The sequence below is a fragment of the Streptomyces sp. NPDC104831 genome, from assembly GCF_055583025.1.
The window spans coordinates 52,214-78,172 of the sequence record NZ_JBVJOT010000034.1 but is presented as its reverse complement, the minus strand read 5'-3'; the positions used below and the strand labels follow the sequence as shown (position 1 = coordinate 78,172).

The window sequence follows — 25,959 nt, the reverse complement described above, 5'->3', positions numbered from 1 at the left end:
AGTTGAACGCCTTATCCCGGACGGAAGTTGAACAGCAGGTCTCTTGCTATCTTCCAGCGAGGCTCTTTCCCCGATCTTGTGGACAACCCCCGAAACACACCCGTGGGAGGTGACATGTCCTATGCCTCCGAGCCGTTCCCGGCGACCGGCCCCGCATTCGTCCACGATCTGCTGGACGCGGCCGCGCACCGGCGACCCGATGCGCCCGCCGTCGCGGACACCGCCGGGCAGTGGACCTACGCGGAGTTGCGCGAGACCAGCCTGCGGGCCGCTGCCTGGCTGCGCGACCGGGGGATCCGCCGGGGTGACCGCGTCCTCACCCAGCTGCCCAACCGCAAGGAGCTGGTGACGCTGCTGTACGGGGCGTCCCGTCTCGGTGCCGTACTCGTGCCGGTCAGCCCGCAGATGAAGCCGTTCCACCTCACCACCGTCCTGCGAGACGCCGACCCGTCGCTGGTGCTCGGTGACGCCCGTACGGTCGGAGCGCTCCGGGAGGCGACGCACGCGCCGGTCCTCGAACTCGACGAGGCAGGAGAGGAGATCCGGGCGACCGAGCCGGCCGGTGTCCGTCCCGCGTCAGCCACCGGACACGACGCGGCCCTGCTCATCTACACCTCCGGCAGCACCGCGGCGCCCAAGGCCGTCGTCTGCCCGCACCGCCAGATCGTCTTCGCCGTACGGGCGATCGACCAGGTGCTGCGATACCGCCCGGACGACGTGGTGTTCGTGCGTCTCCCGATGTCCTTCGACTACGGCCTCTACCAGCTCTTCCTCGCCGCGGTCAGCGGCGCTGCCGTACATCTGGCCGAGGAGGGGCACGACCTGACCCTGCTCCGGCGGATCCGGTCGGCCGGCGCCACCGTCGTACCGCTGGTGCCGTCGCTGGCGCAGCTGCTCACGCACCTGGCCGGGCGCGACCCGGCCGCCACCCGCGTCCGGCTGTTCACCAACACGGGCGCGGCGCTGACCGAGACCGCCTGCCGGGGCCTGCGGGCCGGCTTTCCCGGCGCCCGGCTCGCGCTCATGTTCGGCATCACCGAGTGCAAGAGGGTGTCCGTCCTGGAGCCCGACGGCGATCTGGCGAAGCCGGGATCAGTCGGGCCCCCGCTCCCCGGCACCGCCGTCGAGGTGACCGACGAGGACGGCACGCCGCTCCCGCCGGGCGAGCAGGGCGAGTTCGTGGTGCGCGGTCCCCACGTCATGAGCGGCTACTGGGGTGCGCCGGAACTGACGGCGCGCCGATTCCGCCGCGACGAACGGACCGGTGAAGTCGCTTTGTATACAGGCGACTTCGGATACATGGACGAGGACGGCCACCTGTACTTCGCCGGCCGGCGGGACGACATCGTCAAGCACCGGGGCACCCGGGTCAGCCTGCTGGAGATCGAGGCGGCCGCCCTGGACATCCCCGGCGTACGGGCGGCGGCGGCCGTGTCCGTGCACGACCCGGACAAGCTGGTGCTGTGCGCCGTCGCCGACCTGCCCTCCACCGAGCCGCTGGTCCAGGGGCTTGTGGAGCGGCTGGAGGCGGCGAAGCTGCCCGACCGCTGTCTGATGCTGGAGCGGCTGCCGCTCACCCCCCATCAGAAGACCGACCGCAGAGCACTGGCCGAGATCGTGAGGACACAGCAGAGATGAAGCCCACCACGCTGGTCGAGCGGTACGGCAGTCCTCTGTACGTCTACGACCTGGCCGAGGCGGCCGGGGCCGCCACCGCGCTGCGCTCCCAACTTCCCCCGGGAGCGACCCTGTTCTACTCCCTCAAGGCCAACCCGCACCCGGAGGTCGTGCGCGCCCTGCGAGAGGCGGGCTGCCGTGCCGAGATCAGCTCGGCAGGTGAGCTGGAGTCCGCGCTGCTGGCCGGGCACGACCCCGGGACGTGCCTGTACACCGGGCCGGGCAAGACGGACGGGGAACTGGCCCGGGCCATGGAGCGCGGCGTCACCTTCTTCTCCGCGGAGTCGGTGACCGACCTGCGGCGCATCGCACGCGCCGCGCGGCGACGGGAAGTGACCGCGCGTTGTCTGCTGCGCATCAACGGCAGCGCGGGCGAGGGAACGGCCGGGCTGCGGATGACCGGCACGAGTTCCCAGTTCGGGCTGGACCTGGACGCGGTGGGGGAGTGGGCCCCAGCGGTCGCCGGGGTCCTCGCCGAGGGCGCCGTGGAATCCGTCGGGCTGCACATGTTCGCCATGACCAATGCCCGCGACGAGGACAGCCTGATCCACGAGCTCGTCACCAACATCCGCACGGCCGCCCTGCTGCGCGACGAGCACGGCCTGCCCGTATCCGTCCTCGACCTGGGCGGCGGCTTCGCCCACCCCTACGCCATCCCTGGCACGAGACCTCACTACCCGCGGCTGCGAGGCGCCTTGGAGAACGGGCTGGACGAGTACTTCGCCGGCTGGCGGGACGGTGGGGTGGACGTCGTGTTCGAGTCGGGCCGGTATCTCAGCGGCTCCTGCGGCCGACTGCTGACCAGGGTGACCGACGTCAAGGAGAGCAAGGGCCGTACCTTTGTGGTGCTGGACGCCGGGGTGAACACACTCGGGGGGCTGGCCGGCCTGCGCAGGCTGCCGCCCGTGCGGGCGCAGGCGGTTCCCGCCGGCCCCGGCCCCGACGACGGCGGGGAGGAGCGGCGGGTCGTACTCGTCGGACCGCTGTGCACGCCCAGTGACACCCTGGCGTACGACACCGTGCTGCCCGTCCCCGCCCCGGACGATCTTCTCGTCATCCCCAACACCGGTGCCTACGGGCTGAGCGCCAGCCTCATCGGCTTCCTGTCCCGGCCCGCCCCCGGCGAGGTCGCCCTGCGCGGCGGCGATGTGGTGTCCGCGACCCGCCTGGACCTGCGGCGCGGACCCGCCGAAGCGTCACTGGCACGGTCGGCGCGCGCGGCGGAGCGGGCCCGCGCCGTGCTGCACGTGCTGGCCGAGCACGCCCGCCGAGTGGACGCCGAGGCCCGCTTCCCCGTGGAGTCGCTGAACGCGCTGCGCGGCAGCGGACTGATGGGCCTGCTGGTTCCGGCACGCTACGGTGGCCTCGGCGGCGGCCTGGCGGAGCTGGCCGAGGTCGCGCAGATCCTCGCCTCGGGCTGTCTGTCCAGCGCGATGATCTGGGCGATGCACTGCCAGCAGACCGACGCGGTGGTGCGGTTCGGCAGCGAGGAGCTGCGCGCGGACCTGCTGCCCCGGATCGCCGCCGGGGAGGTGTATCTCGGCTCCATCACCTCCGAGAAACAGACCGGTGGCCATCTGCTGACCAGCGCGGCGCCGCTGCGGGAGGGCGGGGACGGCCTGCTGGTGGAGCGGGACGCGCCCGTCGTCACCGGCGGCGCCGTGGCCGACGGCTTCCTGCTGACCATGCGCGACGCGCCCGACGCCGCGGCGCGCGAGGTCACGCTCGTGTACGCCGACCGCGACCGGCTGGACGTGGCGGTCAGCGGTGACTGGAACCCGCTGGGGATGCGTGGCACACACAGTGTCGCCCTGCGCCTGAAGGGCACGGTGCCCGCCCGCAACGTCGTCGGCGAGCGGGGCGCCTTCTCCCGCGTCGCCCTCGGCAGCTTCATCCCGCTGGGGCACATCGGCTGGGCGGCTTGCTGGCTGGGCGCGGCCCGGCAGGCGTTGTCCGAGCTGGTCACAGTACTCCGCTCGCCCGGGCGACCGACATCCACCGACCTGAAGTCGGACCTGGTGGCCGAGCGGCTGGCCCGGGCCCGTATGGACATCGAGGCCGTCAGCGCCTACCTGCACCAGTGCGTGGGGGAGGTCTCGCGCCGCCGTGCCGAGGGCGGCGACCTGACCGGCACCGCGGTGCAGATCCACCTCAACACCCTGAAGGTGCTGGCGTCCGAGTTGACGTACCGGGCGGCCGACCAGTGCGTCTCACTGGCCGGGCTCGGCCTCGGCTACCGGGCCGACTCGCCCGTACCGCTGGAGCGTCACCTGCGCGACCTGCGCTCGGCGGCCCTGAACTACTCCAACGACCGCCTGCTGACTGCCACGGGCACTCTGTGCCTCGTGGACCGCGCGGTCGGCCTCATCGGCGGCGCGCCGCGCACTTGACGAGCGCCGCACACCTGACAAGCAGAGCGGAGAGACACGCAGTGCGAACCGAGTGGAACGCGCAGTTCGAAAAAGTCCTGCGGGAACACCTGCCGTTGCTGGACGCCGACCGGGAACTCAGCCCGGACGCGGCGCTGTCCGGGCTCGGCCTGGACTCGCTGGCGACCGTGCAGCTCCTGGTCAGCCTGGAGGAGGCGTTCGAGGTGGCCATCCCTGACGAGCTGCTGACGCCCGAGAACTTCGCCACGCCCGGTGCTCTGTGGGCGGCCGTGGCATCGTTGCGGGAGCAGCGGTGACGGGTGCCCCCGCGATTCTGGTGCGCGAGGTGCGGGTGCCCGTCGTCGGGCAGCGCTCCGGCCGGGCCCCGCTGACCTGGGCGCAGCGCGTGCAGTGGGACGACACGAAGTGGATGGAGCCGTACGACCACTACTTCAACACCGCCCGGCGGCTGGCCGTCCCGTCAGGCTGGGAGGTGTCCGGCCTCGCCGGCCTGCTCGCGGCCGTGGCGGCCCGGCACGAGAGCCTGCGCACCCGCTACCCGACCGACGGAAACGGCAGCCCGTACCAGGAGGTCTTCGCCGCCGATGAGCTTCGGTTGCACGTCTACCGGACGCACGGCGCCACAGCGGACGAGGCCGCCGGCTGGTTGCAGGGGCACTTGCGCGGCCGGCGGTTCGAGCTGTCCGAGGAGCCGCCGCTGCGGGCCGCGGTCCTGGAACACGCCGGCGCGCCCCGGTATCTGCTGATCGTCGTCTCGCACGTCACTATCGACTTCTCCGGTCTGAAGCTGCTCACCGGCGAGCTGACGGAACTGCTGAGCGGCCGAACCACCGTACCGGCGCTCCCGCCGGCCGAGCGGCAGCCGCTCGACCAGGCGGAGGCCGAGGCGGCGCCGGCCGGCCGGCACCGCTCGCAGGCCGCGCTCGGCCACTGGGAGCGGATTCTGCGGGACGCCCCGCACACCGTGTTCGACCCGCCGGGGCCCACACCACCGCCGCTGGACGATCCGGAGCGGTTCGGGCAGCTCAGTCTTGCTTCCCCCGCGCTCACCCTCGCGACGCGCGCAGTGGCGCACCGGCTCGGGGCGAGCGGCACGACCGTGGTGATGGCCGCGGTCAACGTCGTGCTGGGCCGCCTCACCGGGCGCCCCCGGGTGCCGCTGAAGCTCATCGCGTCCAACCGCGGACTGACGGAGCTGAAGAACCTCGTCGGCATCGCGCTCGGCAGCTGCGCGACGCTGGTTCACACCGGGGAACGGACCTTCCCCGAGGTCGTACGGGACACCGGTCGGGCCACGCTCCAGGCGTACCGCAGGTCCCAGTGCGACCCGGTGGCGCTGGCCGAGCTGCGCTCGCGGGTGAGCGCCGAACGGGGCGTGGCCCGGATCGAGCTTCCGTGCGGTTTCAACGACCTGCGCCCCGCCCGGCCCGTGCCCGCCGACGGCGAGGCCACGGCCGACGCGGTCCGCGCCCTGCTGCCGCGTACGGCGGTGACGTGGGACGGGACCCGGCCCCGGCAGGAGGTCACGCTCTGGTACTGGGTGGAGGAGGTGGACGGTGTCGACGTCCACCACGCCCTGACCGACCTGTGGTACCTGCCGCGGGAGCGGACGGAGCAGCTGCTGCGGGCAGTCGAGGAGGTCATCGTCTCGGCGGCCGTGGAGGCGACCCCCGCCGCCTGACGCACGCGGGACGGGGGCAGGGCTACGCCGGGCCGGAGAAGGCGCCCGGCAGCACGCCGTGGAGCGCGCCGAGCTCCTCCAGCACCACATGGGCGCCCTCCAGTTCCCCCGCCGTGTGCGTGGTGGTGACGGCGACGACGAACATGCCCGCGCCGCGCCCCGCGGCCACACCCGCCGGGGCGTCCTCCACGACGACGCACCTCGACGGGGCGACGTGGAGGGCGGAAGCCGCCGCGAGATAGCCCTCCGGGTGCGGCTTGCCCCGCTCGACATGGTCGGCGGCGACCAGGACCTTCGGCACAGGCAGGCCCGCGTCGCGCAGCCGCCCGGTCATCAGGGCGCTCGGGCCGGAGGTCACCGCCGCCCACCGGTCGTCGGCGAGCCCGCCCAGCAGGGCGCGCGCGCCAGGCATCGGACGGACCAGGCCGCCCCGGGCCCTCTCCAACTCCTGGATGCGTGCGAGCACCGCCGGCACGTCCCCGGGACGGAAGAACACCGGCACGATGTCGGCGTCCCGCCTTCCGTGACACACGGCGAGGATCGCCTCGGCGTCCGCGCCGAACTCGGCCGCCACCTGCCGCCACACCGCGACGATCAGGTCCCTGGAGTCGACCAGGGTGCCGTCGATGTCGAAGAGGAGCCGCGCGTCGGCCGGCCACCCGGCACCGCCCGCCATCAGGCCTCCACCGCGGCCGCGCACAGTGACCGGTACGCCGGCTCCACCCCGGCGGGATCCCGGAACAGCGCGGACGCCACGATCAGCCGGTCGGCCCCGGCCTTCCGCAGCAGCGCCACCCGCTCCGCCGTCACCCCGCCGTCCGCCGCGATCCTGATGTGGCCCAGCCCCCGGGCGTCGAGGTCCGCGCGCAGCCGCCGGATCTTCCCCACCGTGTAGTCCAGGAAGTCGCTGGTGCCGGGGTTCACGGCCATCACCACGACCTGCTCCACGAGGTGGGCGATCTCCTCGACGGCCGACACCGGTGTGCCGGGGTTCAGCACGACTCCGGCGGCGACCCCGTTGCTCCCCAAGTCCCGCAGCAGCCGCGCGATGTGCGGGGTGCTCTCGACGTGCACCGACACCAGGTCGACACCCGCCCGTATCAATCCGTCCAGGTGCGCCTGCGGCCGCTCCACCTGGAGGTGCGCGTCCAGCCTGCGCCCGAACGCCTTGCGGACGGACTGTACCGCTTTCAGCCCGAAGCTGATGTCCGGCACGAACTGGCCGTCCATGATGTCGAGATGCAACAGCTCCGCGTCCGTGCGGGCCGCGTCGGCCACCGCCCGCCCGTACTCCAGGGGGTCGGCGCCGAACAGGCCCGGCACGATGGCGGCCCGGCCCTCGTCCGTCGGTTTGCCGTCCATGGTGATCTCCTCAGTCTCGTCTTGTCGGTCAGCCGGTGATCGACCGCAGCGTCCTGGCCACGAGGTCGACGTCGTCGTGGCCCATGTCGGGTCGCAGCGGCAGGCACAGCCCGTTACGGGCGAGGAAGTCCGTGTGGGGGAAGGCGTCCGCGTCGAACGCGTACGGGGCGAACGCAGGCTGCCTCGGGATCGGCACCGGATAGCGGATCACCGCGTCGACCCCCGCCTCCCGCAGCGCCGCCAGGGTCCTGTCCCGCTCTGGCACGACGGCCTGGAACATGTGGAAGACATGGGCGTCACTGGCCGCGGGAACGGTCACGGCGCTCCCCGCGAGAGCCGCCGTGTACCGCTCGGCGAGCGCTCGCCGGGCCCGGTTCCACGTGTCGAGCCGGGGCAGCTTGTGGTGGAGGACCAGCGCCTGCACGGAGTCCATCCGGCTGCTGAAGCCCAGCTCCACGTGATCGTTCTGGCCCTGCTGGCCGAGGCCGCGCAGCCGGCGCAGCCGTTCGGCCAGCGCGGGGTCGTCGGTCACGGCCGCACCGCAGTCGCCGGCGGCGGCGAGGTTTTTCGACGGGTGGAAGCTGAAGCAGCCGATGTCGCCGAAGGTACCGACGGGCCTGCCGCCCCAGCGGGCACCGACGGCCTGCGCGCAGTCTTCCACCAGGGCGAGGCCGTGCGTGCTGGTGAAGGCCGTGATCCGGTCCATGTCGAGGACCTCGCCGAACATGTGCACCGCGACGACCGCCCTGGTGCGGGGCGTGAGCACCGCCTCCAGGCGGTCCACGTCCATCATGTAGTCGGTGCCCGTGCAGTCCACCAGGACGGGCGTCGCGCCGACCCGGGCGATGGCCAGCACCGTCGAGTGGAAGGTGTTGGCGACGGTGACGACCTCGTCGCCGGGGCCGATGTCCAGCGCGTGCAGGGCCAGGATCAGCGCGTCGGTACCGGAGTTGAGGCCGACCGCGTGCCCGGCCCCGCAATAGCCGGCGAAGGCCTGCTCGAACCGCTCGACCGGCTTGCCGAGGATGTAGTCACCGGACAGCAGCAGGTCGGTGATGCTCCGGGTGAGGCCGTCTACATCGTCGAACTGCGCGGGGTATCCGTAGCGCGGGACCAGCATGATTGCACCTTTCGAGCTTCCAGGGGGAACACACTCAGCAGCCCGCGGGCAGGTCGGCGACGGTCGTGGTGAGGTCCGCCCGCCGGTGGCCGCCCGGGGGCAGCTCAGGGTCGATCAGCACCTTCAGGTGCTCGCCGGGCAGCCGCGCCCCGGGCCGGTCGGCCGCCATGGAGCGCAGGACGGGCCCGGCGTCGGCGAGCGCGATCACATGGCTGAGCACCGGACCGAAGCGCCGCGGATGCGTGCTCAGCAGCTCCTGCGCACGCAGCAGATGCCGGGCGGAGGTGCCGCGGTGGCCCGTGAGCCGCACCCGCTTGCCGGACGGCAGCACCACCGGCACCACCGTCCCGGGGTCGGGCGTGCCGCACACATTGGCGCGGCGCACCGAGTTGAGGTCCAGCTCCCTGGTCAGCTCGTGCACCGTCCCAGTGCCGAAACCGCCGAACAGGTCGATCGCCGCGTTCTCGCGCACCGTGTGCAGGGCCTCGCCCAGAGCCTGGCCGGCGGCCTCTCTCGGCAGGCACACGAACGCGGCTCCCGCGCCGGGGGAGGGTGCACCGGTACCGAGGACGGTCGCGTCCAGCACCCCGCGGCCGCGCAGATACGCCAGCCGCTCACTGCGCGGGTGCACCAGCGTGACCGGTGTGCCGCGCAACTCCGCAACCAGCGCGGTCAGTACGGCCGTGGTACCGCTGCCCCAGACGACGACGGACTCGGGCGCACCGCGGGAGTCCGCCACCAGGTCCCAGCCGTACAGGACGGCACCCAGCGGCTCGGCCAGCACGGCCAGGTCGGCGGGCAGGTCGGGGCGGGCCCGCACCAGGTTCCGTAGCACCGTCCGGGCGTGCCCGCCGGCCGGGTACCACTGGCGCAGCAGGCCGTCGTAGGAGTGTCCCAGGATGCTGTCCTGGTCGTGCGGGTCCACCGGGTTGGGGATGCCGCGCACGAGTTCGCCGCCGTCACCGCGGTGCTCCACCAGGCCCTCGTGGCCGAGGACCGCCGCCGCGTCGGGGCGTACACCGCGCTGGATCTGGAGGTCCGTTCCGCAGAGGCCGGCCCGCAGCACGCGCAGCGCACCGTCGCGGGTGGGCAGTTCCTCGTGCTCCAGGCGCAGGCCGCGCCCGTCGGCGATGCGCCGCCAGGTCGGGTTGCGGACCGCGTCCACCGGGGCCGTCATACCGTCGCCTCCGGCTCGTCCAGCAGCCGGTGCAGCAGCTCCACGCAGCGCGTCAGCTCGGGCAGGGTCACATCATCGGCGAACACGCACTTGCCGAGGCCGTTGGGCAGCGGGATGTGCTGCTCCCCGCCCCGGTGCCGGGTGGCGTCGGCCAGCGCGTCCCAGAGGAAGCCGGGCTCGCACACCCGGTGCCGCACCGGCAGCCCGGCCGCGCGCAGCAGCGCGAGGACACGCACCGCGTCGGCGGGCGTCAGCAGGCCCCGGTCCAGGGCCAGCGCGCTGGACAGGGCGATGTCGACGGACACGGCCTCGCCGTGCAGGAGCCTTGGCTCCGCGACCATTTCGACGACGGGGCTGAAGGTGTGGCCGAAGTCGACCGCCCGGCGCAGCTCGCGCTCCCACAGGTTGGGGGCCAGCTCCTCCAGCATGGCGTCGATGGCGCGGTGCATCACCTGCCGCCCCCGCTCGCCGTCCAACCGGGTCCGTACGAGGTCGGCGGTGTGTCCTTCGAGTAGCTCGAAGAGGGTGGCGTCCTTGATCACGGCCATTTTCACGATCTCGGCCATGCCGTTGCTGATGTGGCGGTCGTCCAGGGTGCTCAGGAAACCGCGGTCCAGGAGCGTGTCCGCGGCCGGATAGTAGGTGCCCAGCCGGTTCTTGTGGCCCTGGAAGTTGACGGCGGTCTTGGCGCCCACGGCCGCGTCGACCAGGCCGATGAGCGTGGTCGGCACGCGTACGTACGGGGTGCCGCGCCGGTACAGGCTGGCGGCGAGACCCACCAGGTCGGTCAGCACACCTCCGCCGATGGCCACGATCGGATCCCGGCGCGCCACCCCTGCGTCGGCGGCGCCCTGCGCGATCTTCTCGACGGCGGCGAGTGTCTTGCGGCCCTCCCCACCGGACAGGCACAGGACGTGGGGGGTGACACGGCGGCCGAGGAAGTACGCGAGGACCGCCTGCCCGTGGTGGGCGAAGACGTTCTCGTCCATGACGACGAGCCGGCTCGCCCCGGGCTCCAGCCGTGCGGCCCTGGCCAGGGCCCCGTTGCCGGGCGCCAGCACGTCCGGTGCGTCGGTCACGCGGTACACCACATCCTGCCGCGTCCGTACCGTCCAGTCCCCATGACTCATGCTGAGCGCACCCTCCCGTCGGGAAGTCCCCTCGCGTGGATTCCTGCGCCGCGCAGCGCGTTCAGACCGTCGGAGCGGCCCCGCACGATCCGTCCGGTGAAGTAGGCCGGGTCCCGGTCCGACATCCCGTACAGCCCCAGTCGGTTCAGGTGGGCCAGGAGGCTGGCCAGATAGGGGTCGCCCAGGCTGTCGACCACCCCGCCGGTGAGCACGGTGCGCTCGACTTGCGGGTTCAGGCAGGCCTGGGTCAGCAGGACGCGGGCCAGCGGTTCCGTCACGGCGTCGAGCACCCGCAGCGCCCCGGGGTGCCCGGAGGCGACGGCGGTGGAGAACGCCGCGAACGCGCCCGTCCGCGCTGTCACCTCCGTGCCGCCCCATGCGGGGGCGGGCAGGCGGCGCAGCAACTGCTCGATGCCGCGGCCCGAGGAGTAGGAGCTGACGTGGTCGTCCGCGCCGCAGTCGCAGGGCAGTGTCAGGGCCCGTCCGTTCCAGGCCAGTTGGGCGGGCAGGTGGCCGATCTCCCCCTGGAGGCCGTATGTCCAGTCCACCGGGATGAGGCCGGTGGCGAGGTCGATGGTCCGGTAGGCGATACCGGTGCTGACCGTGACCGCCGCCGCGCTGCCGGACCGGCCCAGGCCGTCGTCCGCCAGCAGGGCGTACGCGAGGGCGGACACGTCATTGACCACGGTCCAACGCACGCCGGGGCGCCGGGCGGCCAGCTCGTCGGCGGGCCGCCACGAGGTCCGCGCGGGGCCGAACAGCGGTGCCGCGCCGAAGACCTCGCCGGTGCGGTGGTCCATGGCGGCGCCCAGCGAGACGGCGCAGGTGTCGACCGGATCGGGGCAGGCGTCGCGAATCTCGTCCAGGGTTCGTACGAGCCAGTCGGTGATGCGGCGCTGGAGTTCGGCGACGGGTGCGGGACAGGTGCGGTTGCTGATCGCCGGGACGCGGCGCAGCCTCGTCACGGTGCCGTCGCCGGTGAGCACCCCGGCACGGAACCAGGTGCCGCCGAGGTCGAACACCACGACGAGGCGGTCGTACGCGCGGGCCGCGGCGGCGGAGAAGCCCCTCACGCGGGTACGCCGGCGGCCTGGGCGTCCAGCAGCAGCAGGCCGTCGGAGCCGAGGAAGGACCGGGTCGCGAAGGTGTCGTCGGTCGCGGCGGCCAGCTTGGCCACGGCCTCCGTCTTGCCGGCTCCGGTGGCCAGGACGATGCGGGTGGTAGCGCCACACAGTGCGGGCAGCGTCTGCGTCATGCGCAGCGCGCCGTCCGCCGTGGTGGTCAGTGTGACGCCGGAGGTGTCCTCCGGCTCGTAGCGGCCCGCGAACAGCGAGGCGAGATGTCCGTCCGGGCCCAGCTGGAGCAGCACCAGGTCGGCGTGCTGACGAGGTGTCAGTGAACTCAGCAGCAGCGCGTGTTCCTGGGCGGCGGAGGCCGGGTCGGGGGAGCGGACGGGCATCGGATGCCGCCGCTCCTCGGGGACGGACGCCGGGTCGAGCAGTGTCGCGCAGATCATCCGCCAGTTGGAGCCGGTCTCGGCCTCGGGCAGCACCCGATCGTCGGTCTGCACCACGTGCACGGACTCCCACGGAACTTCCTGCTCCGAGAGCAGTTCGTAGGTGCGGACCGGGGTATTCCCTCCGGTCAGGGCGATGACGCACTCACCGTGTGTGAAGACGGCTTCTCTCACGTTTTGCGCGATGGTTCGGGCCGCGTACTCGGCGACCGTTTCCGGCGTCGGGAACTTTCGTGACGGAAGAGAACTCAAGGGTGAACTCCCAGGCGGGCTGTGTAGCCGTCTTTCTGATCAACCGGGACACTACTGGCGGCGGCACCCATCGGCCACGGGCAGAATTTGAACGTGGGGCACCGCTAAAATTCCGCCTGTGCCGACATCCCTCATCAGTGGCGTCAACGCATACCTCGACCGGCTCGGTATGCCGGAGAGACTGCCCGCCACCTACGCGAATCTACGGCTGCTGCACCGCGCGCATGCGGAGCGGATCCCCTACGAGACGCTGGACTTCCAGCTCGGCAGAGTTCCCGGCATCACCGCGGAGGAAGCCTTCGAGCGCATTGCGCGGCACGGCCGGGGCGGTTACTGCTTCCACCTGAACGGTGCCTTCGCGATGCTGCTTGGAGAACTTGGTTATCAGGTCGCCACGCACCGCGTGGGCGTGCAGAAGGTGGACGAGGACACGCCGCCGGGAATCAATGCGAATCACATGGCGCTGACCGTGGGCGGACTGCCCACGCCGGAGTCACCGGACGGTAAGTGGCTGGTGGACGTGGGCTTGGGCTTCACCCTCCACGAACCCGTTCCGCTGCGAAAGGGACGGACCCGGCAAGGCCCCTTCGAATACGAGCTGGGTCCTTCCGCGTTCGAGCCGGACGCATGGCGGCTGGACCACTGGCCGGTACGCGGTTTCGCCGGCGCCGACATTTCCGCCCGGCCCGCCCGCCCCGAGGAGTTCGCGGCCCAGCACGCCTTTCTCTCCACCGATCCCGGGTCGGATTTCGTACGCCTGGCGCGGGTGCAGCGCAGGGACGCGCACGGCACCGATCTGCTGCTCGGCTGTGTGCTGACCCGGATTACCGAGGACGGTGAGGAACGCCGCGAAGTGACGGACCGCGACGAGTGGTTCGGCGTGCTGCGCGGCCGTTTCGGTCTCCCCCTGGACGACCTGGACGAGGCCGACCGCACCCGGCTGTGGACCGTGGTGCGGTCGGGTCACGACGTCTGGCGGCGCACCACCGGCAGCGGGTGAGCCACCGGACGCTCACCACCAGTCGCGGGGTGCGGAGCGGGCCCGGCGGCCGCTGAGCAGTTCGGCCGCCGCGACGGCGTTGACCAGTCCGGCCCCGTACGTCTTGACCACGGTTCGGCCGGCCGGCACAGGGGTGTCGGCGAATCCCATGTCCACGATGACCGCGTCCGGCCGGTCGGCCACCAAGGCGGCGACCGTCTCCTTCTGCCACGCCTGCGCCGACCCGCCCCGCACCACGACCGTGAGCGGCACCTCCGCGCCGGGTACGGGCAGCTCCCCGGCCGACGTGCCCGGGGCGGCCTCGCAGGAGCCCGCCAGTCGGCCGAAGCGGCGCAGCGCGCCGGACAGCCCCCAGGGCACGGTGCCGCAGGAAATGCTGGGCTCGGGACGCAGCTCGACCACGTACCGCGCGGCCGGCTCGGGTGGTTCGCCGCGCACCTCCAGGGCGCGGCGGGCGGCTGCCAGCCCGACGCCGCTCAGGTCCCGCTCCGGCTCGCGGGGAGCGCTGGTCCACTCGCGCAGCCGGGCCACCCGCCGCGCGGCCTCCTCCAGCCGGGACAGGGTGAGCGTGCCGTCCTTGAGCGCCCGGTGTGCCGCGAGGTGGATCTCCCGGCAGACGTCCTCGCCGTCCATGGGCCCGAGGATCATCAGGTCCACGCCCGCCTGCCAGGCCCGCACGGCGGCTCCGCCGAATCCCAGTCCGGCCTGCGCGGCCTTCATGTCCAGGGCGTCGCTGATCACGACACCGTCGAAGCCGAGTTCGCCGCGCAGGATGCCGGTGATGAACGTGCGGCTGAAGGTGGCCGCCACGTCGTCGACGCCGCCGACGAGGACGTGCCCCGTCATCACGGCCTGGGCGCCGGCCTCGACGCAGGCCGCGAACGGGAGCAGGTCACGCTCGCGCAACAGCTTCTTGGAGGCGTCCACCACCGGCAGTTCGAAGTGCGAGTCGACCCGGGTGGCGCCGATGCCGGGGAAGTGCTTGGCGGTCGCGGCGACCCCGTGGCGCTGGAGCCCGGTCACGAAGGCCCGGGAATGGGCGGCGACCCGGGCCGGGTCGGAGTGGAAGGAGCGGGCGCCGAGCACGGGCATGTCGAAGCCGGGGCACACATCGACGCAGGGCGCCAGGTTCACCGTGATCCCCAGGCCGATCAGGTCGGCGGCGACGGCCTGCGCGACCTGTTCGGTCAGCTCCACGTCGTCCACGACGCCGAGGGCGAGGTTGCCCGGGTAGTTGCTGCCCCGGTGGTACTCGGCGCGGGTGATGTCGCCGCCCTCCTCGTCCAGGGCGATGACCATGTCCGGACGCCGGGCCCGCAGCGGCTCGGTGACGATCTCCCGTATCCGGCCGTCGAGCAGGCCGAGGTTCGCGCCGAACAGGACGATACCGGCGAGGCCGTCGTCCAGCTCGCGCAGGAGCCAGTCGGGCGGCCGCTTTCCGCCGTAGGCGGGCAGCAGGCACGAGTTGACCAGGGTCGACACGGTGTCCATGGCACTTTCCCCTCAGGCGTGGTCGGGCCGGGCCCGGACGGCGGGCGCGTGCCGGTCCGGTTCCTGCGTGCGCTGTTCCAACTGCCGGGCGAACTCGCCCCATGACTCACTGCACGCCCGGGCGAGTCCGGCCACGGTCTCCGTGCAGTGGCTCGGTATCTCGCCGATGAAGGACTGCCACTCGTCGGAGCGGATCACCTTGCCGCTGAGCCAGCGCAGCATCGTCCGGCCGTGGCCGGTCAGGCGCAGCGAGGGGTCGGAGACCAGGCTCCGCATCATCCGGGTCGTGTCCCGCCGGGGGAGTCGCTGTTCGGAAGGGCGCACCGCGTCCGTACCGGCGACCGGGCCGGCATCGGCGCGGGGCTCGGGCGGCATCCTGGAGGTGACGACCGTGACTTTGCCGGCCGCCTCGGCCGCGAGGGCGCCGCGCCGGCGCTGCTGCGGCGGCACCGGGTCCTCGCCGCGCAGGATGCGGGCCCGTACGTCGAAGGCGGTCCCCAGCGAGATGCCGGCCTGCCTCGCGATCTGGCGCAGCGGGGTCTGCGGGTTCTCCCGGATGAGTTCGCCCGCCGATCGGCGTCCCTCCGCGCTGCTGAAGGGGCGGCGCTTGCCGTCCCGGCCGATCCTGACCGGGTCCGGTACCGCGGCGGGAGTACCGGCGCGCAGATCGCTGACGGTTGCGGCGGACAGGCCGGTCACCGTGGCCACGGCCCGGTCGGACCAGTGCGGGCGGGAGGCGAGGATACGTGCCGCCGCCGAGCGGCGCTCGGTCAGCGACAGGGGCAGCCCGTGCGCGACGTTCAGCCGGACGGCGAGGAGGAACATGTCCTCCTCGCTGCCCTCGACGAAGCATGCCTCGATCTCCTCGTCACCGCGCAGCAGGGCCGCGCCGACGCGTTGCGTGCCGTCGACCACCCGCATGGTGGCGCGGTGGACGATGATCGGCGGCAGCGAGGCGGGGTCGAGCTGGGCGAGGGCCCGTACCTGTTCGGGGTCTCTTGAGCGGGCCCGGGGAGAGTCCGCGGAGCGCAGCGCGGAGACGCTGACGGTCTCGACTGGCGACCTCTCGCAGCCGCAGGAGAGGATCGGGTGCGCCGCTCCGGGTGACGCGCCGGGCAGGCCGACGGCGGCCGACGGGCCACAGGCGTCGAGCAGCTCGCCGAGGCAGCAGCCGAACTTGTCCGGTCCGAGGGCTTGGTCCGGCTCCGCGGGCCCGCGACAGTCGCCGTTCTCCGTCTTCTGTACAGGCATGCAGACCTCTCTCCACGGTTCCTGCGGTGGCGATGCCGCCCGCGCGGCACGTGCCCCCGCGCGACACCGTCCGGCCCGGCGATGTTTGCGCTCCGTTCACGTGCGTGGTGCGCCCGGTCCCGAGGCGATGGGATCGACCGGGGATACGGACCAGACCGACCGCACACCTCGGACGGTGGGCGCCGCGGCTGCGGCACCGACGGGAGCAGAGGTCGGAAACACGGACGACATTGGTATAGACCAAGTATCCCATCCCGCCAACTGACCCTGTCAAGGGTTCACTTGGCTTGAATTCACGGTCCGTTCACGCGCCCGGCCCCGGCGCGGCCCGGTTGCGGCAGGGCGCGGTTCCGGCGGGGCGCGGGGGCTGACTTCTTCACCTTTACGGCGACGGCCTCACGGCCGGAACGGCGCGAGACACCCGCGGGTCGCCGAAGCGGACACGAGGCGGGCCACCAGGCCGGCGGTGTCCGTGGCCTGCCGGACGGTCACCCCCGAGAAGGCCAGCCGCACCGCGGGGCCGGGCGTCCCGAAGGCACTGCCCGGCGAGACCCGCACGCCGTGCTCCGCGAACAGCGCCACGGCCGCGTCCTCGTCGAGCCCGCGCACAGCCAGCAGCACCGCGACCCCGCCCACCTCGTCGTGCTCGTACCAGCCCAGCGTGGAGCGGACCGAGGCGACGAACGCCGACCGGGACTCGACCGTCGGCTGCGCGCACTCCCGGACCAGCGCGTCCAGGGTGCGCGGGGTCAGAAACTCTGCCCAGGCCCGCTGCCACACCGTGGCCGGGCCGGTCAGCCGGACCCGCGGCGGATGCTCGACGTCCTCGGGGCCGATCACCCAGCCCAGCCGCGCACCGCCGCCGGCCAGTTTGCTCAGCGAGTGCACCGACCAGCCGCCGGGCACGTCGGGCCCCGGCCCGGAGAACCACCGGTACACCCGGTTCACTATGACGTGATGCCCCTGGCCGGCCAGCGAGGACAGCTCCGTCGCGCCCGCCGCCGACAGGGTGCGCCCGTCCGGGTTGCGGCCCGGACTCGTCACCCAGAGGGTCGCCGGCTCGTCCAGGGCCGGCGCCTCCCGCGCCAGTTCCCGCCACGGAAGCTGCCGTACCCGAGCCCCGACCGCGCCGAGCAGTCCGGGCAGCGGGGCGAAGCCAGGGCGCTCGATCAGCACCCGCCGCGTCCGACCGGCCCACCCTCCGGCGAAAGCCCGCACCCCGGCGGTCACCGAGACCCGGCCCTCCGGTGCGCCGAGATCGGCGCACAGCCGGTCCAGGAGCCGCCGGTCACCGCCCGGCGCGGGCGGACCCCACGATCCCCTGCTGCGCAGAGCCGCCTCCTGCGCCTCGGCGAACCGGCCCATCAACCGCTCCGGCCATTTGCGCTGGGGTCCCGTCAGGTCAGTCGTGGCGCCGGTCATCGCGGCTCCCGCCGAGCATGGCGCCCGGTATCCGGTACGACACGGTCGCCACGAACGGCTCGCCGTCCACATCGATGAACGTGCCCGCCACCGTGTCCCGGCGGACCACACCCCGGTCGGCCCGCAGCGCCGTACGGCGCAGGACGTCGGGCCCGGAAGACGTGTTCAGGTGCCCTCCGCCCGGCAGTTCACGGGCCAGGTCGAGCGGCACCAGCCGTACACATGTCGCCATGTCGAACCGCTCCAGCGGCTCGGTCGCCCCGGGATCGGTGTCCACGGTGAGCCGCAGCGGCTCCCGGTAGTAGCGATAGGCGTCCGCCGCGGTGCGCACCGCCGGGCCCAGCCCGCGCGGGCGGGCGGCCGCGAAGGCGTGCACGGTGGTGGCCCAGCAGCGGCGCCCCCAATCGGGACGGTCCAGCCGCGGCGCCGGCTCCAGACCGGACGTCCGCACGCCCGCGACGGCCAGAGCCTCCTCCTGACGGGGCGTCAGCACAGAGCACGCGCGCAGCTTATCGACCACGAAGCCGAAGAACCGCGTCAGCCCGGCACCCTCCAGCAGGCCGCGGAAGACTCCCCAGTCGAACCGTTCCAGGGACAGCGCGCACAGCAGGTCGTTGGTGTCCTTGACAGTCACGAAGTGGTCACCGGCGGCGTTGTTCACGCCGCTGGCGAGGGTGTGCTCGATGTCCATCGTGTGCAGTCCCGGGCCGTCCGGGAAGGAAAGGGAGCGGTCCAGACCCAGCCGGGAGCTGTGCCGCACCGAGTAATCCCCGAAGTGCACGTCCACATTGATGAGGTCGTCCCCCCCGGCGGGCGCGAGCAGATTGATCTGCCCGTACAGGAGCCGGGCCCGTGCGTCGTACTTCAGCCACGGCACCTCGTCCGGGTTGACCGTGTAGTGGTCCTCCTTGCGCAGCGCCCCGGCGAGCAGCGCCGCCTGGGCCCGGTCCGCCACGTACAGGTCCAGGTCACCGAAGTCCCGGAAGCGCGGTTCGGCATAGACCTTGCGCGCGCCGAGCCCCTTGAAGGCCAGCACGGTCACGCCGTGCTTCGCGGCCAGGGCGTCGACGCGCGCCAGATTGTCCTCCAGGACGGCGTGCATGCGCCGGATGCGGGCCGCCCGGGGTTCGAGCAGCGTGAGGACCCGTTCCACGGTGGCGTGGTTGCGGTATGGCGAGAGCCGCGTCACCACCAGGCTGCGGCAGCGCTGCCGCCCCAGGATGTCGGCGACCACATCCGCTCCGAGGAGCTGGACGGCGGTGATGCTCTGCTCGACAGTGTGGCGAGGCTGAAGACTGCACAGGCTGAGCAGCTCTCTCACACGGTCCCGGGCTGGGGGACGGGTACGCGGTACGTTCACGGGAACCTCTCCGGTCGGCGCAGTCACGCCTGAAGTGGACTGGTACGGGTGTCAGTCGGCGCGGAGCAGCGCACCGGCCGCCCCCTGGGCGGGGTCCAGCACGGCGGCGGCGATCCGCAGCTTCGGGTCCAGGGCGGCCCAGATCTCGTCGAGCAGGCTGCCGGGGTGCTCAGCGGCGACACGGCACTCCACGTAGGGGGTGGCCGTCTCGACGGTGTCGCCGTCGGAGGCGTACGTGGTCAGCAGCACCGCGTCGCCGGGCGCGAGGTCGCGCACCGTCAGCGTCATCACATCCGCCGACTCCCGACGCCCGTTCCGGCTGCGGCGGGCGGCACCGAGCACGCCCACGCCTCCGCCGTCCCGGCTCACCAGGGCGGTGACACGGGAGGTGTGGATCGGCGGGTCCGGCTCGTACTCCAGGCCGCCCAGGGCGAGTTGGGCCGGCATCCCGGACCGTACCCGGTCGGCGACCTGGGTGACCTGCTCGCCGTTGCCGACAACGAGCCAGTCGCCGGCGTTCTCGGCGGCCGTGTAGTGGCGCAGCGGGTCGTGGCCGGTCGCGGTGGACGGGCCGACGACGAGGTCGTCACCGGCGATGTGCAGGCTGCGCTCGCGCGAGGCGGGGCTGCGACCGGTGAGGAAGTACGCGACGACGTGGGCGCCGGAGTGGACCCGGGCGTACAGGACTCCCCGGCCGGGGTAACGGTTGCCGGAGAGATGCGCTGACAGTTCGGTCATGAAAGGGACGTCCTTGCTGTGCTGATGTCGTTCAGGGTGAACAGGGCGGAGAGCCGCACTCCGAGGCGTTCGAGACGTGCGGCGGCGCCGTCCTGCCGGTCGACGACCACCCAAGCGCCCACGACCTCGTGCCGCAACTCCCGCAGCCGGCGCACGCTGCGTTCCAGGCAGGCGCCGGTCCCCGCGACGTCGTCGACCAGCGCGAAGCGGCTGCCGTCCGGGACGTGGGAACTCAGGATGCCCGGCACGCCACGGGACTTCGGCTGACGGCGCAGGGCCCGGACAGGCACGCCCCGGCCCCGGCGCAGCAGCGCGAGGGAGACCGCGGTCGCCAGCGAACTGCCCGCGACGGCCTCGCCCGCCACGCAGTCCACGTCCGTGTCCGCGATCCGCCCGGCCAGGACGTCGGCCAGTTCGGACAGCACCATCGGGTCGCCCAGCACCCGGTGCCCGTCGAAGTAGTCGGCCAGCGGTTCCCCGTTCTCGCGCCGGCCGTCCACGAACGGGCGCAGCGCCCGGACGGCCGCGGCCAGGCCCTCGGGCACCGCGACGCTCACGAGGCGGTCCGATCGCCGATCCATCGCAGCACGGTGCCGGCCGTCTCCTCGATGCCGGTGCGCGAGGTGTCGATACCACGCAGGTACCCGTCGGCCTCCAGACTGCGGAACGCCTCGTACACCTTCGTCATGTGGGCGGTGTCTATGGGCCGTTCGGCCTCCTCGGGACGCGTGCGGATACGGGCGATGGCGTGCTCCACCGGGCAGTGCACGAGCACACTGAGGTCGGGGCGCGGCAGATACCCGGCCGCCTCGGTGAACCAGCCCTCGAACTTCTGGCCGCGAGCGATGATGTTGGCCATCGTCGTGTACACGTACCGGTCGCAGACGACCGTGCCGCCCCGGCGCAGGTGCGGCAGCATCACCGTCTGGGCGTGGTGCAGCCGGTCGCCGAGCGTCAGCAGATACAGGGCACGGTAGTGGTCGTCGAGGTCGCCGCCGGTCTCCGACAGCCCCTTGAACGCGTCGTGCGCGCGGACCGCCGGGGTCGGCTGGAACGTGGTCAGCACATCGCGGCCGGCCGTCCGCAGCCGCTCGGACACCTGTGTCAGCAGGGTGCTCTTGCCGGCGCCGTCGGTGCCCTCGATGACCAGCAGGAAGCCGGGAGTCGGCGTCTCGCGCAGGGCGGGAAGGCCCACAGCCCCGTGCCGGTGCTGCTTAATGGTCATGATCAGCCGATTCCTTCCACGACGCGCACCCCGTCGGCGTCGACCTCGATGGTCAGCAGCGAACAGACGGGCACCCCGAGGCCGCTCTCCAGCCGGGCCCGCCCCCCGTTCTTGGTCTTCTCCACGACGACGGCGACCTGCGTCACCGTCGCGCCCCGCTCCCGCACGGCGTTGACCAGCGTCTCGACGGTGCCACCGGTGGACAGCGTGTCGTCCACGATGCAGATCCGGTCGCCGGGCTCGACCCCGTTGACATAGAGGGCGCCGCGTTCGTACTCGCTGGCGAAGTCGTACGGCGTGCCGGGGAAGTCGTACGGGTAGCGGCGGGCCATCGCGAGGGGGATGCCCGTCGTCAGGGAGACGGCCGTGGCGATGGGGGCGCCCTTCTCCTCCTCCACCAGGATCTTGTCGACGGAGCCGAGATCCAGCCTGGTACGCAGGTGCGATGCCACGTACCACAACAACTCTGGCCGCAGGGCGGGGAGTTGGTCGCACAGCTCGTTCACGGTGGTGAGGTACTCGCCGGTGTTTATGACACCGGCGTTGAGGTAGACATCCTGAAGCATCGGGGAGGTCAGCGCCCTTCGTCGATGGTGGAACGGATTTTCCGTACGTCCGGCTTGCCCGAGGCGGTGCGGGGCAGCCGGGGCAGCACGCGCCACTGCCGGGGCACCAGGGGCGCGCTCACCCGCTGCCGCATGTGGGAGCCCAGGCACGCGGGGGTGACCTCTGCCGGGTCGGCCTCGACCACGGCCGCGACCCGTTCCCCGTGCTCGGCGTCGGGGACACCGATGACCACCGCGTCCTGGACGCCCGGGTATTCCATGAGCGCGCTCTCCACACTGCGCGGCGACACCTTGGTGCCGGCCACATTGATCAGGGACTTCACCCGCCCCGTGAGGTGCAGCAGTCCCTCGGCGTCCAGACGGCCGAGGTCACCGGTGTCGACGACGCCGTCGGCGCCGGGCACCCGCGTGCCGATCGGCACCAGGTCCCCGGCCGGGGTGAGATAGCGTCCGGGGCAGCCCGTGCGCCTGACGCACACATGCCCCTCGGCACCGATCGGTACGGGCGTCCCGTCACCGCGCACCAGGAGGATCTCCACACCGGGCAGCGGGCGGCCCACGGCGGTGGGCCGTTCGGCGGCGTGCGACAGGTTGGCCGTGGCGATGCCCCCCTCCGACAACCCGTATTCCTGCACCAGCGGCACGCCGGTCACCGCTCGCCAGGTGTCGGCGAGCTCGGCGTGCAGGGGCGCGCCTCCGGTCAGCGGAACCCGGATCCGCCGCAGGACGTCGGGCCGGGTCCGCGCCGTGCGCAGCAGCGCGCGGAAGACGTACGGCGTGCCGCACAGCACATGCGGCCGGTGCCGCGCCGCCAGCTCCGTCGCCTGCGCGACGTCGAACGCGGGCAGCACGAGCGTGGTCGCGCCGGTCACCAGCGCGGACAGGAACAGCCCGCCCGCGAAGCTGTGCGCCGTCGGCGTCCCGCACAGCAGCGGCGTACCCGGGGTCAGCGCCAGTCCTTCGGCCACCGACCGCGCCTCGTGCAGCAGGTTCTCCTCGCCCCGGGGAACGCCGGAGGCCGCTCCGGTCGTCCCGGACGTCAGGTGGACGAGTGTGGCCTGCCGCCACCAGGGCTCGCCCCGCGCCGCACGCGGGCGCACGGTGCAGCCGTCGTCGGTGACGAGCACCGTGGCCGCGTACCCGGCGGCCTGTCGTGTGACGGACGTGGCGGGGATGGCGCCGGGGAAGCACACGACGGTCAGCCCGTTGTACCGCAGCGCCAGGAAGTCGACGAGCCACCGCACGTCACCGCGCCGGTGCAGCACCGCCACCGGCGCCGTGACGTCCCCGGCGGCGGGCAGGGCGGCGGCCCGGTCGCGTACGGCCGCGGCCAGCTCCCGCCAGGTGAGGGCGTGCTCGGCGTCGGCGACGGCGAGAGCGTCGCCCCGCGCCGCCGCGTGGCCGAGCACGTGCCCTACGAAGACGTCAGTCATGGCCACCCCGCTCGTAGCGGACCGCCACACCGGGGGCGTGCGCGGCAGTGGACAGCACGGTCAGGCTGCGCGGCCCGCCGTCGGCGAGCCGTATGAGCGCCGCGACATGGACATCCAGGGTCGCGGCGGCACCCGCGTCGGCGTCCACCCACCGGTGCCGGCGGTCGCGCAGCGCCGCCTGGACGGCGGCCCGCTCCCGCGCGGGCAGGCCCGCGAGGTCGGCCCACACCTCCTCGGCCGGCTCGTTTCCGTCCAGCTCCTCGACCGCCCGCAGCACGGCCGGCGCGGTCCGGGCGCGGGACGTCGGCGCGAGCCGGCGATGGCCGGCCACCTGGACCGCTCCGGTCCCGTCCGCACCCGACTCCACCAGCAGGACGGTGGCACGCGCGGGGACCGGGGCGTCGCCCTCCACGTGCCACAGCCGGTTCTCCGGCGCGTCGTACCCGCCGACCAGGAGCGCCGGATGGCGCCCGGCCGCGACCAGGCCGACGGCCGAGACCAGCGCCTCAGCACCGGCCGTCGGGCCCACATGGGTCTCGGTACGGCCCCGCACTCGGTGCGCGGCCGCGCACTCGGCGACAGGGACGTTGAACGTAGAGCGCGCGAAGTCCAGCGGGTCGACGAAGCGGCCGCCCCGGCCGCGGATCGCCTCCTGCATCCGGGCATGCCGCTCCTGGACGCCGAAGGCCGTGCCGGCCAGCAGCCCACCCTCCCGCGCGGCGGCCGACCGCCGCGGACCCGCCGCCTCCAGGGCGGCCCCGACCGCACGGCTCAGCAGCCGCGAGACCCGGCCCGAGCGGGCGGCCTCCGGTGCGGTGTCCGCGTCGGCTCCCGGCTCGCCGGTGGACCGGCCGAACAGGGTCAGCCGTACACCGTCGCCGTCGTCGGCCCGTACGGCGAGCCGGACGGTCACCGGACGCGCGGACCTGTGGCGCGCGGGCACCGCGGTGTCCGGTGTGTCGAGGAGCACGGTGCAGTTGGCGCCGCCGAAGCCCGACGCGTGCACCAGTGCCGGCGAGGCCGGGACCTCCGCCACCGGGTTCGTGTGCAGGGGGAGCGCGGGCGTGGCCGGCCGGGCCGCGTCCGCGCCGAGTACGGGCGGGAGGCGGCGCAGCCCCATGGCGGCCACGGCGGCGACGGCCGTGAAGAGCCCGGCCGCGCCCTCGGTGTGGCCCAGGGCGCTCTTGGTCGCCGTGACCCGCAGCGTCTCCCACATGGGGCCCAGGGCCTCGGTGACGGCCTCGGCCTCGGCGGTGTCGCTCGCGGCGGACGCGGTGCCGTGTGCGTGGTAGACCCGTATCTCGGCGGGCTCGCGACCGCTGTCCGCGAGCGTGTCCCGCAGCGAGCGGGTGATGCCCTCGCCGGTCGGCGTGGTGATGTGCGCGGCGTCGCTGCTGCCGCCCCAGCCGGCCACCGAGGCCAGCGGACGGGCACCGCGCCGCCGCGCGTGCTCCGCCTCCTCCAGAATCAGGAAGGCGGCGCCCTCGGCGAGGACGAAACCGGAGTGGTCCGCGGTGAACGGACGGGTCTGCCCGGGAGTGAGCAGGCGCATCGAGTGGAAACCGGCGAAGACGACCTCCGTGAGGACGTCGACGGCACCCACCGCCATCATCGGCGCCTGACCGTCGCGGATGCGCTGGGCCGCCCAGGCGAGGGCGCCGGTGGAGGAGGCACAGGCGGAGGAAACGGTGCAGTGCGGGCCGTCCAGTCCCCAGCGCTCGGCGAGTGCGAGCCCCGGACCCTCCTTCAGCAGCGCCGTCACGTCCGCGTCCGGCCCGAGCGGGGGACGGGCCGGGTCCAGCGTCTCGTCCGGCAGATGCCAGCCGGCGCTGGTCGAGGCCAGGGCCAGCCCACAGCCCGCCTCCTCCCCTGGTGCCACCCCCGCCTGGCCGAACGCCTCCGAAAGAGCGGACTCCGCCAGTCGCACCGGAAGTTCGCGGTCGCCGGCGTCGACGCCAGGAACGTGGTAGACGCCCTTGATCCGGTAGTCGGCCACGTCGAAGCTTCGGGGCGGCTCGGCGGTCCGGCCGACGCGCAGACCTGCCACGAAGGCGTCGACTCCGTCGCCGAACGGCGAGACACAGCCCATGCCCGTCACCACCACGCGCGCCATGCCGCTACCGCCTCACTTCTCGCTCTGGCGGCGGACGAGACCGGCCAGCTCGCCGACGGTGCGCACATCACTCAGATCCGCGTCGTCGATCATCAGACCGAAGCGGTTCTCGATGTCGACGACGAGGGACAGCCGCTCCAGGGAGTCGATCCCCAGGTCGGCGATCGTCTCGTCCGGCTCCAGCTCGCGCCCGGCCAGCTCGGCGCTGTGCTTGTGGATCAGCTCGCATACAGCGGGGAAGACAGAATCGGTCATCACACCAATGACTCCAGAGGATCCGGAAGGGGAGAGCTGGGATTTCCCACGCGCGCGGTCAGTGGAAGTCGGGGTCGACGCGCCCGATGTGGCGCAGCCCGAGCTTGGTCTGCCGGTCGGGCCCGTACGTCTCATAGAAGGTGCCGCCCTCGGGCTCGTAGATCCGGGCGTGCGGCCGACGCGAGGGGCCCCGGACGAACAGGGTGATGCACGGCTCGTCGTCGCTGGGGTTGATGACTTGGTGCGCCCGGCCGACGGGGAGCGAGTTCATCTGGCCCGCCTCCAGGGTCTGTTCCAGCAGCGGCACGACCCGGCAGGTCCGCCGCTCCTCGTCCACGTTGGTGATCTCGAACTGGCGCTCCGTGTAGGTGCCGGTCATGAGGACGGTGCTGCAGTCCCACTTGTGCGAATGCACCTTCTCCAGGGCGCCGCCGTTCTGCTTCTTCGACTTGAACCGGTGCATCCGCACCCGGAACCGGTCCGCTTCATCGATGTGCAGGACGAATTTGTCCATGAGGATGCGCGGATAGTTCATGTGCGGCGCGAGTGAGCGAAAAAGGTCCTCGTTCGCGATGATTTCCTCGGTCCGCTCCTCAAGGATGTGCCGATGGTGGGCAGCGGTCTTGAGGATCTCCTCCACTATCGGCGCCTGCGACTCCACATATCGCCTGGAGCTCCAGTCCACCTCGTTCTCCATGGACCGCACAAAGTCTCGCCAGCGAATAACAACGCACCGCCTCTTGACTCTTGACCGAGCACCGAATCACCTGCGTGCAGGCCCAGTCGGCCGACCCGCAGAA

At 72.8% G+C, this 25,959-nt stretch carries 24 protein-coding genes; 5 read left to right on the top strand and 19 right to left on the bottom strand.

Annotated elements, in window-relative coordinates; genetic code table 11:
• Positions 1-114 precede the first annotated feature (114 nt).
• The 4 genes from ACZ63H_RS23120 to ACZ63H_RS23105 are packed head-to-tail and all read left to right on the top strand — an operon-like array spanning position 115 to position 5,748.
• Complete coding sequence (locus ACZ63H_RS23120) at positions 115-1,638, top strand: class I adenylate-forming enzyme family protein (protein ID WP_469867865.1); 1,524 nt, start codon at positions 115-117, stop codon at positions 1,636-1,638.
• Entirely contained in the window at positions 1,635-4,067 is a 2,433-nt protein-coding gene (locus ACZ63H_RS23115; protein ID WP_469867863.1) for an acyl-CoA dehydrogenase family protein, read from the top strand. Before ACZ63H_RS23120 ends, ACZ63H_RS23115 begins: the two co-directional genes overlap by 4 nt.
• 41 nt (positions 4,068-4,108) lie before the next feature.
• Entirely contained in the window at positions 4,109-4,363 is a 255-nt protein-coding gene (locus ACZ63H_RS23110) for a phosphopantetheine-binding protein (RefSeq protein ID WP_469867861.1), read from the top strand.
• On the top strand, positions 4,360-5,748 hold the full coding sequence (locus ACZ63H_RS23105; RefSeq protein WP_469867859.1) for a condensation domain-containing protein: 1,389 nt from the start codon (positions 4,360-4,362) through the stop codon (positions 5,746-5,748). Before ACZ63H_RS23110 ends, ACZ63H_RS23105 begins: the two co-directional genes overlap by 4 nt.
• A gap of 22 nt (positions 5,749-5,770) precedes the next feature.
• On the opposite strand, the gene ACZ63H_RS23100 is transcribed toward ACZ63H_RS23105, so the two are convergent.
• The 7 genes from ACZ63H_RS23100 to pgl are packed head-to-tail and all read right to left on the bottom strand — an operon-like array spanning position 5,771 to position 12,305.
• Positions 5,771-6,424 carry an HAD-IA family hydrolase gene (locus tag ACZ63H_RS23100; protein ID WP_469867857.1) on the bottom strand — a complete coding sequence of 218 codons (654 nt, stop codon included), beginning with the start codon at positions 6,422-6,424 and terminating at the stop codon, positions 5,771-5,773.
• Complete coding sequence (locus tag ACZ63H_RS23095; protein WP_469867855.1) at positions 6,424-7,110, bottom strand: ribulose-phosphate 3-epimerase; 687 nt, start codon at positions 7,108-7,110, stop codon at positions 6,424-6,426. The genes ACZ63H_RS23100 and ACZ63H_RS23095 overlap by 1 nt, the downstream gene beginning before the upstream one ends.
• A 28-nt stretch (positions 7,111-7,138) precedes the next feature.
• Complete coding sequence (locus ACZ63H_RS23090; RefSeq protein ID WP_469867853.1) at positions 7,139-8,230, bottom strand: DegT/DnrJ/EryC1/StrS family aminotransferase; 1,092 nt, start codon at positions 8,228-8,230, stop codon at positions 7,139-7,141.
• Between the two features lie 34 nt (positions 8,231-8,264).
• Positions 8,265-9,407 carry a dehydrogenase gene (locus tag ACZ63H_RS23085; protein WP_469867851.1) on the bottom strand — a complete coding sequence of 381 codons (1,143 nt, stop codon included), beginning with the start codon at positions 9,405-9,407 and terminating at the stop codon, positions 8,265-8,267.
• Positions 9,404-10,486 (bottom strand): sedoheptulose 7-phosphate cyclase, encoded by a 1,083-nt coding sequence (locus ACZ63H_RS23080; RefSeq protein WP_469867849.1) that lies wholly within the window; start codon positions 10,484-10,486, stop codon positions 9,404-9,406. The genes ACZ63H_RS23085 and ACZ63H_RS23080 overlap by 4 nt, the downstream gene beginning before the upstream one ends.
• 47 nt (positions 10,487-10,533) lie before the next feature.
• Positions 10,534-11,610: an ROK family protein gene (locus ACZ63H_RS23075; RefSeq protein ID WP_469867847.1), complete on the bottom strand. Its 1,077-nt coding sequence runs from the start codon at positions 11,608-11,610 to the stop codon at positions 10,534-10,536.
• Positions 11,607-12,305 carry a 6-phosphogluconolactonase gene (gene pgl / locus ACZ63H_RS23070; RefSeq protein WP_469867845.1) on the bottom strand — a complete coding sequence of 233 codons (699 nt, stop codon included), beginning with the start codon at positions 12,303-12,305 and terminating at the stop codon, positions 11,607-11,609. Before pgl ends, ACZ63H_RS23075 begins: the two co-directional genes overlap by 4 nt.
• A gap of 118 nt (positions 12,306-12,423) precedes the next feature.
• On the opposite strand from pgl, the gene ACZ63H_RS23065 reads away from it, so the two are divergent.
• Positions 12,424-13,305 carry an arylamine N-acetyltransferase family protein gene (locus tag ACZ63H_RS23065; RefSeq protein ID WP_469867843.1) on the top strand — a complete coding sequence of 294 codons (882 nt, stop codon included), beginning with the start codon at positions 12,424-12,426 and terminating at the stop codon, positions 13,303-13,305.
• Between the two features lie 12 nt (positions 13,306-13,317).
• Here ACZ63H_RS23065 and ACZ63H_RS23060 read toward each other — a convergent pair whose 3' ends face one another.
• The 12 genes from ACZ63H_RS23060 to ACZ63H_RS23005 all read right to left on the bottom strand — a co-directional run bounded on the left by ACZ63H_RS23060 (position 13,318) and on the right by ACZ63H_RS23005 (position 25,856).
• The gene (locus ACZ63H_RS23060; protein WP_469867841.1) at positions 13,318-14,796 is read right to left on the bottom strand and encodes a glycoside hydrolase family 3 protein; all 1,479 of its coding nucleotides are present in this window, start codon (positions 14,794-14,796) and stop codon (positions 13,318-13,320) included.
• 12 nt (positions 14,797-14,808) lie between these two features.
• Positions 14,809-16,047 (bottom strand): hypothetical protein, encoded by a 1,239-nt coding sequence (locus tag ACZ63H_RS23055; RefSeq protein WP_469867839.1) that lies wholly within the window; start codon positions 16,045-16,047, stop codon positions 14,809-14,811.
• Between the two features lie 396 nt (positions 16,048-16,443).
• Complete coding sequence (locus ACZ63H_RS23050; protein WP_469867837.1) at positions 16,444-17,469, bottom strand: pyridoxal phosphate-dependent aminotransferase; 1,026 nt, start codon at positions 17,467-17,469, stop codon at positions 16,444-16,446.
• A complete protein-coding gene (locus ACZ63H_RS23045) occupies positions 17,450-18,790 on the bottom strand; it encodes a nucleotidyltransferase family protein (protein WP_469867835.1) in 1,341 nt (446 codons plus the stop codon). The genes ACZ63H_RS23050 and ACZ63H_RS23045 overlap by 20 nt, the downstream gene beginning before the upstream one ends.
• 90 nt (positions 18,791-18,880) lie before the next feature.
• The gene (locus ACZ63H_RS23040) at positions 18,881-19,567 is read right to left on the bottom strand and encodes an IMP cyclohydrolase (RefSeq protein ID WP_469867833.1); all 687 of its coding nucleotides are present in this window, start codon (positions 19,565-19,567) and stop codon (positions 18,881-18,883) included.
• Positions 19,564-20,148, bottom strand: coding sequence for an orotate phosphoribosyltransferase (locus tag ACZ63H_RS23035; RefSeq protein ID WP_469867831.1), 585 nt, complete (start codon positions 20,146-20,148; stop codon positions 19,564-19,566). The genes ACZ63H_RS23040 and ACZ63H_RS23035 overlap by 4 nt, the downstream gene beginning before the upstream one ends.
• Positions 20,121-20,792, bottom strand: coding sequence for a dTMP kinase (locus ACZ63H_RS23030; protein ID WP_469867829.1), 672 nt, complete (start codon positions 20,790-20,792; stop codon positions 20,121-20,123). The genes ACZ63H_RS23035 and ACZ63H_RS23030 overlap by 28 nt, the downstream gene beginning before the upstream one ends.
• 2 nt (positions 20,793-20,794) lie before the next feature.
• Positions 20,795-21,358: a phosphoribosyltransferase family protein gene (locus ACZ63H_RS23025; RefSeq protein WP_469867827.1), complete on the bottom strand. Its 564-nt coding sequence runs from the start codon at positions 21,356-21,358 to the stop codon at positions 20,795-20,797.
• Between the two features lie 8 nt (positions 21,359-21,366).
• Positions 21,367-22,791: a class I adenylate-forming enzyme family protein gene (locus ACZ63H_RS23020; RefSeq protein ID WP_469867825.1), complete on the bottom strand. Its 1,425-nt coding sequence runs from the start codon at positions 22,789-22,791 to the stop codon at positions 21,367-21,369.
• Positions 22,784-24,904, bottom strand: a complete 2,121-nt coding sequence (locus tag ACZ63H_RS23015) for a beta-ketoacyl synthase N-terminal-like domain-containing protein (RefSeq protein WP_469867823.1) — start codon at positions 24,902-24,904, stop codon at positions 22,784-22,786. Before ACZ63H_RS23015 ends, ACZ63H_RS23020 begins: the two co-directional genes overlap by 8 nt.
• A 12-nt stretch (positions 24,905-24,916) precedes the next feature.
• Positions 24,917-25,159 (bottom strand): acyl carrier protein, encoded by a 243-nt coding sequence (locus ACZ63H_RS23010; protein ID WP_469867821.1) that lies wholly within the window; start codon positions 25,157-25,159, stop codon positions 24,917-24,919.
• A gap of 58 nt (positions 25,160-25,217) precedes the next feature.
• On the bottom strand, positions 25,218-25,856 hold the full coding sequence (locus tag ACZ63H_RS23005; RefSeq protein WP_469867819.1) for a hypothetical protein: 639 nt from the start codon (positions 25,854-25,856) through the stop codon (positions 25,218-25,220).
• Positions 25,857-25,959 lie beyond the last annotated feature (103 nt).

Coding starts and splice junctions, on each gene's coding strand:
- ACZ63H_RS23120 (WP_469867865.1), top strand. CDS start 115: ATGTCCTATGCCTCCGAGCCGTTCCCGGCGACCGGCCCCGCATTCGTC.
- ACZ63H_RS23115 (WP_469867863.1), top strand. CDS start 1,635: ATGAAGCCCACCACGCTGGTCGAGCGGTACGGCAGTCCTCTGTACGTC.
- ACZ63H_RS23100 (WP_469867857.1), bottom strand. CDS start 6,424: ATGGCGGGCGGTGCCGGGTGGCCGGCCGACGCGCGGCTCCTCTTCGAC.
- ACZ63H_RS23095 (WP_469867855.1), bottom strand. CDS start 7,110: ATGGACGGCAAACCGACGGACGAGGGCCGGGCCGCCATCGTGCCGGGC.
- ACZ63H_RS23090 (WP_469867853.1), bottom strand. CDS start 8,230: ATGCTGGTCCCGCGCTACGGATACCCCGCGCAGTTCGACGATGTAGAC.
- ACZ63H_RS23085 (WP_469867851.1), bottom strand. CDS start 9,407: ATGACGGCCCCGGTGGACGCGGTCCGCAACCCGACCTGGCGGCGCATC.
- ACZ63H_RS23060 (WP_469867841.1), bottom strand. CDS start 14,796: ATGGACACCGTGTCGACCCTGGTCAACTCGTGCCTGCTGCCCGCCTAC.
- ACZ63H_RS23055 (WP_469867839.1), bottom strand. CDS start 16,047: ATGCCTGTACAGAAGACGGAGAACGGCGACTGTCGCGGGCCCGCGGAG.
- ACZ63H_RS23050 (WP_469867837.1), bottom strand. CDS start 17,469: ATGACCGGCGCCACGACTGACCTGACGGGACCCCAGCGCAAATGGCCG.
- ACZ63H_RS23040 (WP_469867833.1), bottom strand. CDS start 19,567: ATGACCGAACTGTCAGCGCATCTCTCCGGCAACCGTTACCCCGGCCGG.
- ACZ63H_RS23035 (WP_469867831.1), bottom strand. CDS start 20,148: ATGGATCGGCGATCGGACCGCCTCGTGAGCGTCGCGGTGCCCGAGGGC.
- ACZ63H_RS23030 (WP_469867829.1), bottom strand. CDS start 20,792: ATGACCATTAAGCAGCACCGGCACGGGGCTGTGGGCCTTCCCGCCCTG.
- ACZ63H_RS23025 (WP_469867827.1), bottom strand. CDS start 21,358: ATGCTTCAGGATGTCTACCTCAACGCCGGTGTCATAAACACCGGCGAG.
- ACZ63H_RS23020 (WP_469867825.1), bottom strand. CDS start 22,791: ATGACTGACGTCTTCGTAGGGCACGTGCTCGGCCACGCGGCGGCGCGG.
- ACZ63H_RS23015 (WP_469867823.1), bottom strand. CDS start 24,904: ATGGCGCGCGTGGTGGTGACGGGCATGGGCTGTGTCTCGCCGTTCGGC.
- ACZ63H_RS23010 (WP_469867821.1), bottom strand. CDS start 25,159: ATGACCGATTCTGTCTTCCCCGCTGTATGCGAGCTGATCCACAAGCAC.
- ACZ63H_RS23005 (WP_469867819.1), bottom strand. CDS start 25,856: ATGGAGAACGAGGTGGACTGGAGCTCCAGGCGATATGTGGAGTCGCAG.